This window comes from Stenotrophomonas sp. WZN-1, assembly GCF_002192255.1.
Taxonomy (GTDB): Bacteria; Pseudomonadota; Gammaproteobacteria; order Xanthomonadales; family Xanthomonadaceae; genus Stenotrophomonas.
Map to the genome: position 1 here is coordinate 2,215,004 of NZ_CP021768.1, position 14,716 is coordinate 2,229,719.

The window sequence follows — 14,716 nt, forward strand, 5'->3', positions numbered from 1 at the left end:
GTGCTGGCTGCATCCAATTGCTGCCCCCGCGCGTAAAGAGGACAGACCTTCACCCGCCCGCCGCGAACGCCGATGTACCTTGACGCCGCCAGCCACCTTCTCAACTTCGATAGCGTACGCATCGTGTCCAGCGCCCAGCAGCCGAGCAACGAGCCGACGAACTGGGCCGGTGACATGGACGGCGTGGCACGGCTGCGTGACCGCGACTGCTTCATGCGGATCTACGACCATTTCATGCCGCGGCTGTGCGTGTACCTGCGTGGCCTCGGCGTGCCTGACGCGGTGGCCGAGGAGCTGGCACAGGAGAGCCTGCTGCGGCTATGGCTGCGCGCTGCCGACTTCGATCCTGCGCAGGGGGCGCTGAGTACCTGGCTGTATCGCATCGCCCGCAATCTGCATATCGATCGCATACGGCGCGAACGCAGCTGGATGCAGGTGCAGGCCGCGGTGGAAGATGCGGCAACGATGGATGTGATTGAGCGCAGCAGCGCTGAGCAGTTCGCCGACCAGGCACGGCTGCGCCAGCGCATCAACGAGCTGCCTGCGGTGCAGGCGCGACTGGTGCGCATGTCTTACTTCGAGGCCAAGAGCCACAGCGAGATCGCCGAGGCACTCGGCATGCCGCTGGGTACGGTCAAGTCACACCTGCGCCGTGCGTTCCTGCAGCTGCAGGCCAAAGTGGGAGGTGCGCTGTGAATCCGCACCACCACCTGCACGAATCCACCTTGATGAGCTACGCCGCCGGCGCGCTGCCGGCGCCGTTGAGCATCGTGGCCGGCGCCCACCTGGAGCAGTGCCCGCATTGCCGCCAGCGCCTGCGCGAGGCTGAGGCGATCGGCTCTGCTCTGCTGGAACAGACACAACCGTCCACCGCCGATTCGCGGCGTGAGCAGTTGCGTGAGGCCATGCTGATGCAGCTGGCCTCGGAATCGCCGATCGCCATGGCGGAAACCATGCGCCCTGTACCGAAGGAGCGGCCCGAGGCCAATCCGGACCATCTACCTGCCTCGCTGCACCCCTACTTTGGTGCTTCACTCAGTGGGCTGCGCTGGCGCTGGATGGCGCCCGGCGTCCACTGCATCCGTGCCGAGCAGATGCCTTCGCTGATCATGCTGAAGATCGCCCCGGGCAAATGCCTGCCCATGCACAGCCATGGCCGCAGCGAGCTGACCCAGATCCTGCGCGGTTCCTACAACGACGCGCTGGGACTGTTTGCGCCGGGCGACGTTGCGGACCTGGATGAGGATGTGGAGCATCAGCCGGTGACGGCGCCGGGCGTGTCGTGCATCTGCGTGTCGGCGCTGGACGCGCCACTGGTGTTCAGTGGCTGGCTGGCGCGGAAGATCCAGCGTTTCGTGAAGCTCTAGGATGAGTGCGGCGATGGCAACGGGCGCACTACGGGTTCTGTTGACGGGTGCCGCGGGGCTGGTGGGGCAGGGGGTGGCCCTGGCCTGCCAGCGCTCGCCCAGGGTCGCCGATCTGACCGCACTGGTCCGGCGCCCCGGCAGTCTCAATGGCAGTGGCAACGAACTGATCGTGCCGGACTTTCTGCGCATCCAGGAACAGCAGGATGATCTGCTGGAGTTCGACGCCTGCTTCTACTGTGCCGGCGCTCCACCGGTGGGCACGGCCGAGGCCGAGTACCGGCGGGTGACGCTGGACACCACCTTGGCCGTCGCCCGCGCCTGGGCCACCGCAAATCCGCAGGGGTGCTTCCTGTATGTGTCCGGCGCCGGCGCGGATGCGCGAAGCCGGGTAATGCCATTGCAGGTGAAGGGCGAGACCGAGCGGGCACTGCAGGAACTACCGGTCCGCACGGTCATGCTGCGCCCGGGCGGCGTGCGGCCTGTCGAGGGCACGGGTACCCGCCATGGCCTGCTGAAACCGCTGTACTGGGGTGGCGCGCCCTTGATGAAACTGGCGGGCGCGATCGCGCCTTCGCTGGTGACCAGCAACCTGGCGCTGGGCCAGGCGATGATTGCACTGGCCGGCAGGGAGCATCCGCCGGCCACGGTGGAGTGCGCGGACATCAACCGGATCGCGATGGGCGTGAGTGACCCGGTTGCCTGACCTCAGTGCGTGGCGCCCTCCAGCGCGGCACGCACTGCCTGGGCCAGGTCGCTGCGGGTGAACGGCTTGGGCAGCAGTGCGGCTGCCCGGCCCTGGCTGCCCACCTGGTCGTGGTCGCGTGGATACCCCGAAGTGAACAGCACGGCGACTTCTGGCCAGCGTTCCCGCACTTCACGCACCAACTCCCAGCCCGACATGCCGGGCATCACCACGTCCGAGAACAGCAGGTCCACCTTGGTGTCGGGACGTTCCAGCAGCCGCAGCGCGGAGGGGCCGTCGTGTGCTTCCAGCACGCGATAGCCGAGCAGGCGCAGGGCATCAACGGTGTGCGCACGCACATCATCGTTGTCCTCGGCCACCAGGATGGTTTCCTCGCGCGGCGAGTAACCGGCCAGGCCGGTCTGTGGTGCGCTTGCCTCGCAGGGCAGGGCCAGTGCTGAACGCGGGAACATCATGGTGATGCTGGTGCCGCCGCCTTCCACCGAGTCGATCAGCACATGGCCGCCGGACTGCTTGACGAAGCCGTGCACCATCGACAGGCCCAGGCCGGTGCCGCGGCCAACCTGCTTGGTGGTGAAGAAGGGCTCGAACACGCGCGCGAGGGTGGCCGCATCCATGCCGTGGCCGTTGTCGCGGACGCGCAGCATCACGTATTCGCCAGGCGCTGCATCGGGGAACAAGGCGGCGTAGTCGTGGTCGAGATGGCTGTTGTCGACTTCGATCACCAGCCGGCCGCCGTGGGGCATGGCATCGCGGGCGTTGACGGCCAGGTTGAGTACCGAAGCCTCCAGTTGGCTGACGTCGATCTCGACGCACCAGACGTCCTCGGCCGCGCGGATTTCCAGCTGCACCAGCTCGCCCAACGCACGCTGCAGCATGTCATGCATGTCCAGCAGCCGGTCGTTGAGGTTGGCGGCCTGGCTGTGCAACGGCTGGCGCCGGGCAAATGCCAGCAGGCGCTGGGTCAGGCTGGCGGCGCGGCCCACGCCCTTGAGGGCGTTGTCCAACGCACGGCTGACCATGGCGCCCGGCTCGCCGGCACGCTCGCTGAGCAGCATGGCGTGTTCGACGTTGCCGGAAATCACCGTCAGGATGTTGTTGAAATCGTGGGCGATGCCGCCGGTGAGCTGGCCCACCGCTTCGATCTTCTGTGACTGGCGCAGCGCATGCTCGGCCTGCAGGCGGGCAGTGGTTTCCACTGCCTCCGACACCACCGCCGTCACCGCGCCTTCGGAATCCAATAGCGGACGGAACGAAAAATCGTAGCTGCGGCGGCCGGTGGGCAGCTCCAGCTCCAGTGCATGCAGCGAGCTTTGCCCCTTCGCGGCATCGGCAACGGCCAGGTCCACCAGGGTGCCAACGTCGCGGCGGGTGGCGAACCACAGCGATTGCCCATAGCGCTGGCCTACAACGTCGGGCTTGTCGGCCAGTACGGCAGCCAACGAGGCAACATTGGCATCGACCACGCAGCCATCCAGGTCCAGCAGCACCTGGTGCTGGAAGCTGGATTCGAAGATGGCCTGCAAGCGTCGCTTGCTGGCCCGCAGCTCGGCAGTACGCGCCTGCACCTGCCGTTCGAGCAGCTGGTTGTCTTCGCGCAGGGCGAGCTCGGCCTGCCTCAGCCCGGAGACGTCGCTGCCCAGGCAGATGTAGCCGACCACGGTGCCGTCGGCGCCTCGTTCCGGCACGCAGTCCATCTGCACGAATCGTGACTCGCCGCTGCGATGGGCCAGTTCCACCTGGAAGCGGGTGCGCTCGCCCTGCAGCACCCGTTCAATGCTGGGCAGGGCATGTTCGAACGCGGAAATGCCGCTGACATCGCGCGCCGTACGGCCCAGCAGTTCGGCCAGGCTGACGCCGTGCCAGTCCAGGAAGGCCTTGTTGGCGAAGCGGTAGCGATGCTCCCTGTCGAGCTGGGCAATCAGTGCCGGTACGGCATCGGTCACCTGCTGCAGCTGGGCCTGGCTGTCGTTCAGCGCGGCCTGCGCATTGGCCAGCTGGGTGCGCTCGTGCGCCTCCTGGCGGGCGCGGCGGATCGCATCCGGCAGGCGTTGCAGGCGCTGCTTGACCACGTAGTCGCGCGCCCCGCGGGTCAGGGCCTGTACCGCAAGCTCCTCGGTAAGCGTACCGGAGACGAAGATGAAGGGCGTCTGCGGGATCCGCTCGCGCGCCAACGCAAGGGCAGCGTCGCCGTCGAATCCGGGCAGCACGTGATCGGCCAGGATGACATCGAAGGCGCGATTCTCGATTGCCTCGATGAAGGCATTGCGGGTCCACAGGCGCTCGGCCTCGAAGTCGAGGCCAGCCCGTTGCAGTTGTGCGGTGATCAGTTCCGCGTCAAGCGCACTGTCCTCAAGCATGAGGATGCGCAGGCGCTCGCTGCGGCGCGATCCATCACGCATTGTGCTGCCCCGAGCCGTTGGGGCGATGCGGCGGTGGCTGGTTGGTGATGCCCCAGAACATGCCCAGGCCCTGGATGGCGTCGAAGAACTCCTTGAAGTCCACCGGCTTGACCACGAATGCGTTGACGCCCAGTTCGTAACTGCGCACCAGATCCTGCTCTTCGCGGGAGGAGGTCAGCATCACCACCGGCGTGCTGCTCAGGTTGGAATCGCCACGGACCTGCTCCAGCACTTCCAGGCCGTTCACCTTGGGCAGCTTCAGGTCAAGCAGCACCACCACCGGGCCGCCGTGGTTGGTGCCGGCGAATTTGCCTTCGCAGCGCAGGTAGTCCAGCGCTTCGGCGCCGTCACGTACATGGATGACATCGTTCAGCAACTGGCAACGCGACAGCGCCGCCAGCGTCAGCTCTGCATCCTTGGGGCTGTCCTCTACCAGGAGGATCGGCCGCAGGTCCCTCATGGGTGATCTCCTGTGGAACGGGGTAGGGTGAAGTGGATCGTGGCGCCCTTGCCGGGCTCGCCCTCGGCCCAGGTCCTGCCGCCGTGGCGGCCGACGATGCGGCGCACGTTGGCCAGGCCAATGCCGGTGCCTTCGAATTCCTCGACGTGATGCAGGCGCTGGAATACGCCGAACAGCTTGTCGACGTAGCGCATGTCGAAGCCGCAGCCGTTGTCGCGTACGAAGAAATGGTCTTCGTCGACGTTGCGCTCGTGACCGATCTCTATCACTGCCTGGTCGCGCTCGCGGGTGAACTTGAGCGCGTTGGCCAGCAGGTTCTGCCAGACCAGGCGCAGCATCGTCGGGTCGGCCTCAACCTCCGGCAGCGGTGCCAGACTCCACTGTACGTCGCGGCCGCTGTAGTCCAAGGCCAGGCTCCTGCGGACATCTTCGGCCAGAGCGGCCATGTCCAGCCGTACCCGGCCAAGCGTGGAACGGCCCATCTGCGAGAAGCTCAGCAGGTCGTCCACCAGCGTTCCGGCGGATTTGGCCGACTCCACGATCGTATCCAGGAAGCGGCGCTCGGTATCGTTGAGGCGTTCGCCGGCCGAGCTGCCCAGCAGCTCCGAGTAACCGACGATATGGCGGAAGGGCGCGCGCAGGTCGTGGCTGACCGAATAGGAAAACGCTTCGAGTTCCTTGTTGCTGCGGACCAGCTGCTCATTGAGCTCGGCCATTTCCTCGGCCTTGCGCAGCACGATGTCGACGATGGCGGTGCGCATCTCGTGGGCGGCATCGCGGTCGGCGTCGTTCCACGGCAGGCTGCGCTGCTGAACGGTTTCCTTCCAGGCCTCGAAGGAGCTGCGCGGCGACAGTGCCACGTCGGGTGCCGCGGTCTTGCGTGGATCGCCGCCCCAGCGCACGGTACGCACCACTTCGGGGCGGAACCACATCAGGTAGCTGTCATGCAGTTGCGAAATGGACACCGCCAGGACGCCGCTGGCCACGTCGGACAGGCGCGCGCCGGGCGCCCAGTCGGCCGCCAGGTGGTCGCTACAATACGTTTCCTGCCCGGCCTGCTGTGCGGCCAGCCAATCGGCCAGGGCCAGCACGTCGGTTGCGGGCGGGCACTGGCCCACACGCATGCAGTCGCCCTTGTGCACGATGGCGGCGCCTGCGGCACCGGTCAGTGATAGCAGGCTGGCTTCATCGTGGCGCAGCGCAGCCATGAAATCCTCGTCGCCGGCCATGCGTGCCAGCAGCTTGACCAGCACCGAGCGGCGCGCCACGCGCTCTTCGATGGCGCGTGCACGCTCCTTCAGCGCGATCTGCAGCGACAGGATCTGGCCCATGAACTCACAGGCGGTGCGCACGTGGTAGGGCAGGCGGCGCGGCTGCACCGTGTGGCAGGACACCAGGCCCCACAGCTGGCCCTCATGCACCAGCGACACCGACATCGACGCGCCGGTGCCCATGTTGCGCATGTACTGCAGGTGCACGGGCGAAACGCTGCGCAGCACGGCCAGGCTCAGGTCGGTGGCCGGCGCGTCGCGGTGCTCCTCGCTGCGCATCAGTGGGGCAGGGGTGTAGTTGTTGTCCGCGATCAGTCGCACCCGGTTGCGCCGATACAGCTCGCGGGCCTGGGCCGGAATGTCCGACTCGGGGAAGCGCAGGTCCAGGTAGGACGGCAACAGGCCGTTGCCATCCTCGGCGACCACGATGCCGTTCCAGCCGGCATCGAACTGGTAGACCAGAGTGCGGTCGAAGCCGGTCAGCCGACGCATGTGCGCGGCCGCCAGCTGGCACAGATCTTCCACGGTGGTAGCCGATTCGATGCCGGTCATCAGTTCGCGGATCGACGGATACAGTTCTTCCAGCGAACCCGGCTGGCCGGGAACCGGTGCCTCCAGCTCGATCAGCAGATCGCTGGCGGAGCGATGCACCAGCAACTGATGCCGGCCGTGGCCATCCAGGTGCACAGCGCCGACTTGGGCGCTACTGCCCACCGTGGCCTGCTGGAACAGCGCCTGGAAGGGCGCCAGCACGCCGCCCAGTACCTCGCTGACGTGCTGCATCAACGGTTCGCCGAACTGCTTCAGCAACCCCGGCTGGCTGATGGCGCGCTCACGCACCCGCAGTGACTGCGGCTCCACTACCAGAAGCACCCCATATGGCTGGATGGCACCGGGCGTATGAATCGGTTCGCGCGCACAACGGGACTGGGCGGTGTCGTGCGTGGACTCGGCAGAAGGCATCAAAGGCGGGACTCATGATTCGTGGATGGCTGGAAAGGCCCAGCGTCGCATCCGGCATGCATGGATGGTGAAGCAAAATCGTGCATTCGCCTACCAGCACGTGCGCGTGAAGAGCGTTTCATTCAAACCTGAATTCTTCATCTGACCATTCCAACAGCACTTGCATGTTTCGCGAAAGGTACATGTGCGCTGCACGCGCGCTCGACACCGACTTGCCTAGGGTGAACGCACATTCCTGAGTGACCACGCCCGTGAACCTGCAGACCTTGCCTTCAACGCCATACCGCATGCTTGCCGACAGCTGCCAGTTTGAGCTGCTGGATGTGGATGCCCTGCAGGATCCGGCCAGTGGGCGCCTGCTCCACCTGTACTCGCTGGTTGCGCGCTGCCTGTGCTGCGAGACGGTGTTCAAGGCGGAAGAGGGGCAGGGATTGGTCAGCCACACCGCCGCGCGGGTGGTGCGATGCCCCACGGGTTGTGGCCAGCAGGCGTTCAAGCCGGCATTGCTGCGTGCATGGCAGCCGCAGCGCGTCGCACAGGCCTGAGAGCACTGATACTGGGTCACAGCAACCCGGGATTGGCGCGCCACACCGCGAAGTTCAGCGCCGAGGCAAACGATATCCAGGCCAGGTAAGGTAGCAGCATCACCGCCGCACCGCGATGGATGCGTGCGAAGGCAACGATCGTTGCGCAGACCAGTGTGATCAGTACCAGGATGTCGACGAAGGCCAGCGCTCCCAGCTTCCAGCCGAAGAACAGCCAGCTCCAGAGGGCATTGACGGCCAGCTGCAGCAGATAGAGCACCAGGGCCGGTTGCGCGTTGCGCCAGCCGCGTTCGCGCCAGACCAGCCACGCCGCAACGGCCATCATTGCGTAGAGCAGGGTCCATACCGGGCCAAACACGCTGGCAGGCGGTGCCCAGGTGGGCAGGGCGAGGGCAGCGTAGAAGTTGGCAGCGGATGTGGATGCCCACGCACCGACTCCCGCCGCCGCAAAAGTGACCACGCCCCATCCCAGAAGACCCAAAACCTGTGAACGCCGCTTCATTCCGTACCGCTCCTTCATGCCTATACCCATGCATACGAACAGAAGCGGCGCATGGATGCAGGCCGGGTGCGATCAGTCTGAAGTGCCCCCGACGCTGCCGCCTTGGCTGGCCGGCAGCAGCGATGGCTGCTGATCGAACCATTCGCGCGCCTTGGCCAGGTGCCACTGGCGCTGGTCGCCATTGAGTTCGATGCCAGCGCCCAGCAGCCCCCAGCGGAGGTAGAGATCGCCACGCTTGCGCTGCTCCAGAAGATCCAGCCGCGCACGTACCGACAGGCGATCGTTTTCGGCCTGCAGGCCGTCGATGAGCAGATGGCCCGGGCGCCAGCGCAGCATGGCCTGTGCATCGACCTGGCCGGAGTCGAGCAGCGACAACGTCCAGCGCGGGTAGTCGGTGCGCTTGGCGAACACGGCCAGCAAGGGGCGTGCATCGCTCAGGGTCAGATCGGTGGTAGCGTCCACCTGGAACGGGGACTGCGCGTCGATGCGGCCCCGCTTGAACACAGCACGGCCTTTCCACGCGCTGTTGGAATCGGTGCCCGCCACCTGCACATTGCGCAGCTCCACGGTGGTACCGGACAGATCAAAATGGCGCTGGTTGAAGTCCCCGCGGCGAAGCGTCGCGTTCACGTCGACATCGCCGCCCATGTCCAGGCCGGCCACCTTGGCGCTTGCATTGCGGCCCAGCAACCGCGCGGTGCCATGGCCGACGCGGCCATCGGTGTCGAGCGTGGCGTCGCCGCTGAGGCTGCCGGTGCCACGCAGCAGGCGCACCTGTTGAGAGCCGAGGTAGCGGTTGTAGGCGGCGAGGTCCGGAATGGTCGCTTGGCTGAAGCGCAGCCGCGCACGAACGCCCTTGCGCAGTTCCTGCAGGCGTCCATCGCCAGTGAGGTCCACGGCCAGGTCGCGCCCGTCGAACAGCCGCACGTCCCGGGCATCGTCGGGGCGCGCGGTGAAGCGGGGCAGCCGGATGGCCAGCTGTGCCTGATTGGGGCTGCCTGCCTTCAGCTCGCCATGCGCGCTGGCGGTACCGGCCAGACGCACGCCGGCCACTTCGGCAACTGCTGCGGCCGAGGGAATATCCACTGTGCTGCCTTCGATCAGCTCGCCACTGCGCAGGCGCAGATCGGCTTTCAGCGTGCCGCCGCCGTCGAGCTGCAGCCATGGCTTGCGCACGAACAGGGCAGGGATCCAGTTGAGCGAGGTGAAGGCCCATTCGCCTCGCACGGTACCGGAGCTGCGTTCCAGCAGCTGGGCAGGGTGCTGGAACGGGATCTCGCGCCCGGTGATGTGCAGGTCGGCATCGATGCCAGCGGCCGAATCCGGGCGTGGCGGCAGGCGTGCCTGCAGGCGCAGGTCGTTGGCCACATTGAGCTGCAGGGCCAGCACGCCGCGATTGGGTGCGCCATCGCCGAGGAAGAGCGGTACCTGCCAGAGCGCGTGGTCACCGGGTTGCAGCTGGCCGTCGATCAGGTGGAGCGCCAGCTGCAGGCGTCCGGACACCGGCGCGCTGGAGAGCTTCGGCGATGTGGCATCCGTATCCATGCGCAAGCCCTGGCTGCGCGCATCCACCTCAAGCTGCGCATGCAGCAGTTCCAACTTGGCCAGGCCGGGCGCCTGGTCGCGATAGTGCCCCGGATAGCTGAAGCGCGCGCTCAGATCCATGTCGCCCAGCAGCTGCACGCCGTCATAGCTGGTGTCTGCCTTGCTGAACGAAACCTCGGAATCGAACAGTTCGGACGGACCGCCGCGCAGCTGCTTGAGGAACCCGACCGTGCCCTGGCCCTTGCCGATGATCAGCAGCTTGCCGAGCCGGGTGCTGCGAATGCTGTCGCTGTGGATGGCGTCGAAACGCAGGGTCCAGCCTTGGTCGCTACGCGGCGGTGACGGAATGGCGTCCTCGACGCGACTGATCTCGGCCGACACGCCAGTGGCCTGCAATCGGGGAACCTGCACTTCGCGGCGGAACAAGGGCAGCACGGCCAAGCGAGCGCTGGCACGCTCGGCGTGCAGTACGTAGACGGTATGGTTGACGTGACCGCGCATATGCACGTTCCAGGCAATGACGTGGCCGGGCAGCAGCGTGATGGCCGGGCCGGTGGTCATCACGAACTTGTGCGGCTTGCGGTTGGTGACCTGGTCGAACAGCGGGGTATTGAGGAAGATGTTGCCGGCCAGCAGGTAGAGAACGTACACGCTCAGCAGGAAGTAGCCAGCGACGCGCCATCGGCGGAGCCGGTGCGGGATGCGCGCGGAAGTAGGGGGCATGTACTGCTCTAAGGGCCGGAATTCACTCAACTATTGCCGAACCGATGGCGGTGGCGCGTGAAGCGGGTGCCGGCGCACGTGCTGGATTCTGCTAGTGTCCGCCTTGCCCGCTACGCCGAACCGCGAGGAAATGCATGGAAATCCGAGCTGCCACCGCCGGTGACTTCGACGCCATGTGGGCGATCTTCAAGGCGGCCATTGCGATGGAGGATTCGTTTCCATTCGCCGGCACCTTCGAGGCCGGCACCTTCCGGAGCCATTGGTTCGGAGTGCAGGCGGCCTTTGTGGCCGTTCTGGAAGGGCGCGTAGTCGGAATGTACAAGATGGGCGCCAACTACCCGGACCTGGGGGCGCATGTGGCCAGCGCCACCTACGTGGTCGATCCACTGGCGCAGGGGCGTGGCATCGGGCGGGCGCTGGTGGAAGACAGTCTGATCCGGTCCAGATCGGAGGGTTTCCTGGCCATGCAGTTCAACTACGTGGTCAGCACCAACGCGCCAGCGGTTGAGTTGTATCGGAAGCTGGGCTTCGCTGTGGTCGGGACGCTACCGGCGGCGTTCCGGCATCGGGCGCTGGGGTTGGTTGACGTGTATGTGATGCACCGGTTCCTGTAGGACGACGCAGGGCAGGGGCTCACGGTGAGCGGGCGACACTGCTTCCACGAACGAAGGCCGCTGCCAGCCGCAGTGCATCGTTACTGGCACGATCACTGCGCAGCGCGTGGGCCAGTCGACCGGGAGTGACGCCGGTCCAGCGCACCAGATCATGCGTGGCATGGGCCTGGTCGCTGTAACCGTGGCGCGCTGCAGCGGAGGCGATGCTGGTGGCTTCTCCATCCAATGTGCAGCCAACCCATCTAGGAGGTCAGAACATGTTGAAGTCGAAGGTTGCCGTGTTGGGCGCAGGCCTTGCGTTTGGAAGTGGCGTGGCTATGGCCGCACCGGCCGAGTTTGACTGGCTGGCCGGGCATTGGTGTGGCGGTACCGAGGAGCGCAGGCTTGATGAGGTCTGGCTGCCCGAGGCCGGCGGCGCCTTGCTTGGCATGTCGCGCACGTTGAGCCACGGCGATATGGAGTCATTCGAGTACATGCGCCTGGTGCCTGCAGGCAAAGCGGCTGGCCTGCATGTGCAGCCCAATGGCGTGGCGGCAACCACGTTCGTCATTGCCGAACATGGCGCGAACTGGGTGGTGTTCGAGAATCTGCAGAATGACTTCCCGAAACGCATCGAGTACCGGCGGGATGGGACTGCGCTGAAGGCGAGCATCTCTGGTCCGGGAGATGATGGGAAGATCCTGCGGATTCCGTTTGACTATCGGCGCTGCGGGGAGTGAGTGGGAACGCTGGCTAGGAGTGAGGTCAGGGATCTGAGGACTGGGGAGGCTCTGGCCTCTTGGGTAGCAAGCTTGCCCGGAACATAATATACATTATGCGAAATGCCGTATCGGGCTGCGGCTGCGTTCGTATCCTCCGCGTGGCAATGGCTGGTGACGGGACAACTAAATCTGTACTTCTGCGCCAAGTAAATTTGTACTCTTCGGTACGACTGCGTTTTCGCTGGGAGGCGCAACTAAGTTTGTACTTTTTTGCCCTGACTCCGCAGCTCGATCTCGCGCCTGGACAGGATATCCTCTCGGCGCAGCAGGTCTGATTCCCAAGCACTGAGCAGATCTATGAGTCTTCGCCACGGACTATCCACCGGGATTGTGACTGCCGCCAATACCGGCGTACCCAAATCATCCGGCCGGAGCGATCGATGCTCATCCGCGCCCTCAGGTTCAGCGTTCGGCGGCGTCACCATCAGATGGCCAAACTGAGCGTAGAACGCATCGATGTACTGCTTTAGCGTGGGGCCCGAGCCGCGCCCGCCGAGTTCTTGTCGAAGATTGCGCTGATTAGTCACCCTCCCCCTCTCAAGTAGGGAGGTAAGCGCCAAGAAAGCTTCCTCTTGCGTGATTGAGGTCGGCATTGTGGTCCTCCGGAAGCTGGCGTCCGAGCCTCATTGTGCGCCGATTGCGGCTCCCTTCAAGTGCCCTTGCCTATTCATTCGCAAGCTCAAACATCCTTGCGGCATCGGTGTACATGACCGCATCTAGCTCGGCGAATTGAGACATTTCCCCCACACGTTTGCAGCGTGTAGACAGCGGCACTCTTACACCAGTAGCTCATGCAGCAGGCAAACAGTGCGCACTGATTCTCCGGCTGAGACCCCGGCGGCTCAAGCGACGGCGGAGACTGTGGCAGATTCGCCGCCGAAACTTTGGCTTGCTAGACTCACATCCTGTGTAGTCATCATTGATCGAGGGGCCTGAATGCACTTCGACACCCTTACGCCGGCTCAACGGATCCTCCGCGATGCGGCTACGGCGCGCCAAACAGTTGCTGCGCAATGGCCGAGTGCCGCGCAGGTCGGTCACATGCTTGACTCTGATGCTCCCAACGGTAGTGAGCTTGTCAGCCAGTTGCGCCGCGCGGGCAAGCTATTAGGGGTGTACGTCACCCAGTCCTCGCCCGGCTACCGCTATCCGACTTGGCAGTTCCACGCCAATGGCCAGCCTGTTGCTCACTTGGCTGAGATTCTGGAGGTTCTGCGCGAATTCGGCCCGTTCGAGCACGAGTCGGGCGGGCTGCGCCGCACCACAGGCTGGGGTGAGGTCGAGTGGTTCCTCACTCCGCACGCGATGCTCGATGGTGCAACTCCAGCCGAAATGTTGGCCACTGATCCGTGCCGCGTTTTGCGGGCTGCGTGCGTCGAGTTTCACGGCGAAACTGAGTAGGGTTTAGCGTTGGCGTCGGGCAATTGCCCGGTCGGTCTGGGTGGACATGATCCGCCACATCCCAACGATCGGCGAGAAAAATCCAGCGGGCGTTTCTCTTGCGCCCTGGACGAACGCGCGGAGCATTTCCTGCATCAGGTTCATGGTCGTCGCCTCTCCTAGATGTGCTTGTAGCTCAACTATAGCGGCGGAGGTCGTCACGCCCAAAACTTCTCAGCAGTCATTAACCAATGAACTAACGCCCCCTCCAGCGCAACGATCAGTCGGGGCAGCTTCTGCGGCTGACTGGGCGCGTTCCGTCCTGGCCGATCACCACTTCGCCATCTTCCTTCGTAAACGGCTCGTGCACTGCTGGCAGGATGTCGAGGACCATCTCGGAGGGCCTGCACAGGTGCGTGCCCATGGCGGTCTGGACGAAGGGCCGATTGATGAGAATAGGATTGGCCAGCATGGCATCCAGCAGTGCGTCTTCGCTCAACGCGGGGTCGTCCAACCCCAGTTCCAGATATGGCGTGCCCTTCTGGCGGATGGCACCGCGAACATCCAATCCAGCAGCGGCAATCAGCTCAACAAGCCGCGCTCGGCTGGGCGGGTCGACCAGATACTCGATCACTTCCGGCTCAATGCCGGCGTGGCGTATCAACGCCAATGTGTTTCGCGAGGTTCCGCACTCGGGGTTGTGATAGATGACAGCGTTCATGCGTTCTCCTTTTCATTCAATGCGGTCTCGATGACGCCGGCCGCGGCGGTCAGGCCGGCCGCTTCGACAGCCCCCTTCCGTTCGCTGTAGCGATCAACCAGGTAGTCACTGCGACCACGCACCAGCAGGGTGAACTTGACCAGTTCTTCCATCACATCTACGACGCGATCGTAGTAGGCCGACGGTTTCATGCGCCCCTCGTCATCGAACTCCTGCCAGGCCTTGGCCACCGAGGACTGGTTCGGAATCGTGACCATCCGCATCCAGCGGCCGAGTACGCGCAGCGCATTGACCACGTTGAAGGACTGGGAGCCGCCACAGACCTGCATCACGGCCAGGGTGCGACCTTGGGTCGGGCGTACGCTCCCCTCTTCCAATGGCAGCCAGTCAATCTGGTTCTTGAACACAGCAGTCAGCGTCCCATGCCGTTCCGGGCTGACCCATACGTGCCCTTCGGACCACAAGGAGGCCTGACGCAGCTCCTGCACCTTGGGGTGGGAGGCGGGCACCGAATCGAGCATCGGCAGCTCATGCGGATCAAAGAGTCGGGTCTCCGCGCCCAGATGTTCCAGCAACCGCTGCGCCTCCAACGCCAGCTTGCGGCTGAAGGACTGCGGGCGCAGGGAACCGTACAAGATCAGGATGCGGGGACGGTGCGGCGCGACATTCGGCTCGCTCAGCTTTTCGGCCACCGGAGGGTTCAAGGCACCGGGGACGACATTGGGAAGGTGTTGCATGGGGGTTGTCCTGGCTATTTGA

At 65.0% G+C, this 14,716-nt stretch carries 17 protein-coding genes; 7 read left to right on the top strand and 10 right to left on the bottom strand.

The features are described from left to right. Nucleotides 1-72 precede the first annotated feature (72 nt). From CCR98_RS10435 to CCR98_RS10445, 3 genes are read left to right on the top strand one after another with little or no spacing between them, the layout of a single operon-like run. Nucleotides 73-696, top strand: coding sequence for a sigma-70 family RNA polymerase sigma factor (locus tag CCR98_RS10435; RefSeq protein WP_087922529.1), 624 nt, complete (start codon nt 73-75; stop codon nt 694-696). Further along, nucleotides 693-1,367 carry a ChrR family anti-sigma-E factor gene (locus CCR98_RS10440; RefSeq protein WP_087922530.1) on the top strand — a complete coding sequence of 225 codons (675 nt, stop codon included), beginning with the start codon at nt 693-695 and terminating at the stop codon, nt 1,365-1,367. Before CCR98_RS10435 ends, CCR98_RS10440 begins: the two co-directional genes overlap by 4 nt. A 13-nt stretch (nt 1,368-1,380) precedes the next feature. Beyond that, a complete protein-coding gene (locus CCR98_RS10445; protein ID WP_087924170.1) occupies nt 1,381-2,070 on the top strand; it encodes an oxidoreductase in 690 nt (229 codons plus the stop codon). Nucleotides 2,071-2,072: 2 nt separating this feature from the next. Here the strand turns inward: CCR98_RS10445 and CCR98_RS10450 are convergent, their stop codons facing one another. The 3 genes from CCR98_RS10450 to CCR98_RS10460 are packed head-to-tail and all read right to left on the bottom strand — an operon-like array spanning nt 2,073 to nt 7,166. Beyond that, a complete protein-coding gene (locus CCR98_RS10450) occupies nt 2,073-4,472 on the bottom strand; it encodes a response regulator (RefSeq protein ID WP_087922531.1) in 2,400 nt (799 codons plus the stop codon). Continuing rightward, nucleotides 4,465-4,932, bottom strand: a complete 468-nt coding sequence (locus CCR98_RS10455) for a response regulator (protein WP_049422003.1) — start codon at nt 4,930-4,932, stop codon at nt 4,465-4,467. Before CCR98_RS10455 ends, CCR98_RS10450 begins: the two co-directional genes overlap by 8 nt. After that, nucleotides 4,929-7,166 carry an ATP-binding protein gene (locus tag CCR98_RS10460; RefSeq protein ID WP_087922532.1) on the bottom strand — a complete coding sequence of 746 codons (2,238 nt, stop codon included), beginning with the start codon at nt 7,164-7,166 and terminating at the stop codon, nt 4,929-4,931. The genes CCR98_RS10455 and CCR98_RS10460 overlap by 4 nt, the downstream gene beginning before the upstream one ends. 251 nt (nt 7,167-7,417) lie before the next feature. Between CCR98_RS10460 and CCR98_RS10465 the strand changes: the two genes are divergently transcribed. Continuing rightward, nucleotides 7,418-7,711, top strand: a complete 294-nt coding sequence (locus tag CCR98_RS10465; RefSeq protein WP_032127324.1) for a hypothetical protein — start codon at nt 7,418-7,420, stop codon at nt 7,709-7,711. Between the two features lie 16 nt (nt 7,712-7,727). On the opposite strand, the gene CCR98_RS10470 is transcribed toward CCR98_RS10465, so the two are convergent. Both CCR98_RS10470 and CCR98_RS10475 read right to left on the bottom strand, forming a co-directional pair. Continuing rightward, the gene (locus CCR98_RS10470) at nt 7,728-8,213 is read right to left on the bottom strand and encodes a TspO/MBR family protein (protein WP_087922533.1); all 486 of its coding nucleotides are present in this window, start codon (nt 8,211-8,213) and stop codon (nt 7,728-7,730) included. Between the two features lie 72 nt (nt 8,214-8,285). Further along, nucleotides 8,286-10,481 (bottom strand): hypothetical protein, encoded by a 2,196-nt coding sequence (locus CCR98_RS10475; RefSeq protein WP_087922534.1) that lies wholly within the window; start codon nt 10,479-10,481, stop codon nt 8,286-8,288. A gap of 134 nt (nt 10,482-10,615) precedes the next feature. Here CCR98_RS10475 and CCR98_RS10480 point away from each other — a divergent pair, with 134 nt between their 5' ends. After that, a complete protein-coding gene (locus tag CCR98_RS10480; protein WP_087922535.1) occupies nt 10,616-11,095 on the top strand; it encodes a GNAT family N-acetyltransferase in 480 nt (159 codons plus the stop codon). 19 nt (nt 11,096-11,114) lie between these two features. On the opposite strand, the gene CCR98_RS10485 is transcribed toward CCR98_RS10480, so the two are convergent. Further along, the gene (locus CCR98_RS10485; protein WP_232463111.1) at nt 11,115-11,321 is read right to left on the bottom strand and encodes a hypothetical protein; all 207 of its coding nucleotides are present in this window, start codon (nt 11,319-11,321) and stop codon (nt 11,115-11,117) included. Between the two features lie 31 nt (nt 11,322-11,352). Here CCR98_RS10485 and CCR98_RS10490 point away from each other — a divergent pair, with 31 nt between their 5' ends. Then, complete coding sequence (locus tag CCR98_RS10490; RefSeq protein ID WP_087922536.1) at nt 11,353-11,814, top strand: DUF6265 family protein; 462 nt, start codon at nt 11,353-11,355, stop codon at nt 11,812-11,814. Between the two features lie 236 nt (nt 11,815-12,050). Here the strand turns inward: CCR98_RS10490 and CCR98_RS10495 are convergent, their stop codons facing one another. After that, nucleotides 12,051-12,449, bottom strand: a complete 399-nt coding sequence (locus CCR98_RS10495; protein WP_087922537.1) for a hypothetical protein — start codon at nt 12,447-12,449, stop codon at nt 12,051-12,053. A gap of 343 nt (nt 12,450-12,792) precedes the next feature. Here CCR98_RS10495 and CCR98_RS10500 point away from each other — a divergent pair, with 343 nt between their 5' ends. Further along, entirely contained in the window at nt 12,793-13,257 is a 465-nt protein-coding gene (locus tag CCR98_RS10500) for a hypothetical protein (RefSeq protein ID WP_087922538.1), read from the top strand. 3 nt (nt 13,258-13,260) lie between these two features. Here the strand turns inward: CCR98_RS10500 and CCR98_RS21070 are convergent, their stop codons facing one another. The 3 genes from CCR98_RS21070 to arsH all read right to left on the bottom strand — a co-directional run bounded on the left by CCR98_RS21070 (nt 13,261) and on the right by arsH (nt 14,694). Beyond that, nucleotides 13,261-13,401, bottom strand: coding sequence for a hypothetical protein (locus tag CCR98_RS21070; RefSeq protein WP_157721525.1), 141 nt, complete (start codon nt 13,399-13,401; stop codon nt 13,261-13,263). Between the two features lie 115 nt (nt 13,402-13,516). Further along, entirely contained in the window at nt 13,517-13,957 is a 441-nt protein-coding gene (gene arsC / locus CCR98_RS10505) for an arsenate reductase (glutaredoxin) (protein ID WP_087922539.1), read from the bottom strand. After that, nucleotides 13,954-14,694: an arsenical resistance protein ArsH gene (gene arsH / locus CCR98_RS10510; protein ID WP_087922540.1), complete on the bottom strand. Its 741-nt coding sequence runs from the start codon at nt 14,692-14,694 to the stop codon at nt 13,954-13,956. Before arsH ends, arsC begins: the two co-directional genes overlap by 4 nt. Nucleotides 14,695-14,716: the final 22 nt, after the last annotated feature.

Excerpts from the sequence above, each read along its gene's own strand:
- CCR98_RS10435 (WP_087922529.1), top strand. The coding sequence starts at position 73 with ATGTACCTTGACGCCGCCAGCCACCTTCTCAACTTCGATAGCGTACGC.
- CCR98_RS10445 (WP_087924170.1), top strand. The coding sequence starts at position 1,381 with ATGGCAACGGGCGCACTACGGGTTCTGTTGACGGGTGCCGCGGGGCTG.
- CCR98_RS10450 (WP_087922531.1), bottom strand. The coding sequence starts at position 4,472 with ATGCGTGATGGATCGCGCCGCAGCGAGCGCCTGCGCATCCTCATGCTT.
- CCR98_RS10455 (WP_049422003.1), bottom strand. The coding sequence starts at position 4,932 with ATGAGGGACCTGCGGCCGATCCTCCTGGTAGAGGACAGCCCCAAGGAT.
- CCR98_RS10460 (WP_087922532.1), bottom strand. The coding sequence starts at position 7,166 with ATGCCTTCTGCCGAGTCCACGCACGACACCGCCCAGTCCCGTTGTGCG.
- CCR98_RS10470 (WP_087922533.1), bottom strand. The coding sequence starts at position 8,213 with ATGAAGCGGCGTTCACAGGTTTTGGGTCTTCTGGGATGGGGCGTGGTC.
- CCR98_RS10475 (WP_087922534.1), bottom strand. The coding sequence starts at position 10,481 with ATGCCCCCTACTTCCGCGCGCATCCCGCACCGGCTCCGCCGATGGCGC.
- CCR98_RS10480 (WP_087922535.1), top strand. The coding sequence starts at position 10,616 with ATGGAAATCCGAGCTGCCACCGCCGGTGACTTCGACGCCATGTGGGCG.
- CCR98_RS10490 (WP_087922536.1), top strand. The coding sequence starts at position 11,353 with ATGTTGAAGTCGAAGGTTGCCGTGTTGGGCGCAGGCCTTGCGTTTGGA.
- CCR98_RS10495 (WP_087922537.1), bottom strand. The coding sequence starts at position 12,449 with ATGCCGACCTCAATCACGCAAGAGGAAGCTTTCTTGGCGCTTACCTCC.
- CCR98_RS10500 (WP_087922538.1), top strand. The coding sequence starts at position 12,793 with ATGCACTTCGACACCCTTACGCCGGCTCAACGGATCCTCCGCGATGCG.
- CCR98_RS21070 (WP_157721525.1), bottom strand. The coding sequence starts at position 13,401 with ATGAACCTGATGCAGGAAATGCTCCGCGCGTTCGTCCAGGGCGCAAGA.
- arsC (WP_087922539.1), bottom strand. The coding sequence starts at position 13,957 with ATGAACGCTGTCATCTATCACAACCCCGAGTGCGGAACCTCGCGAAAC.
- arsH (WP_087922540.1), bottom strand. The coding sequence starts at position 14,694 with ATGCAACACCTTCCCAATGTCGTCCCCGGTGCCTTGAACCCTCCGGTG.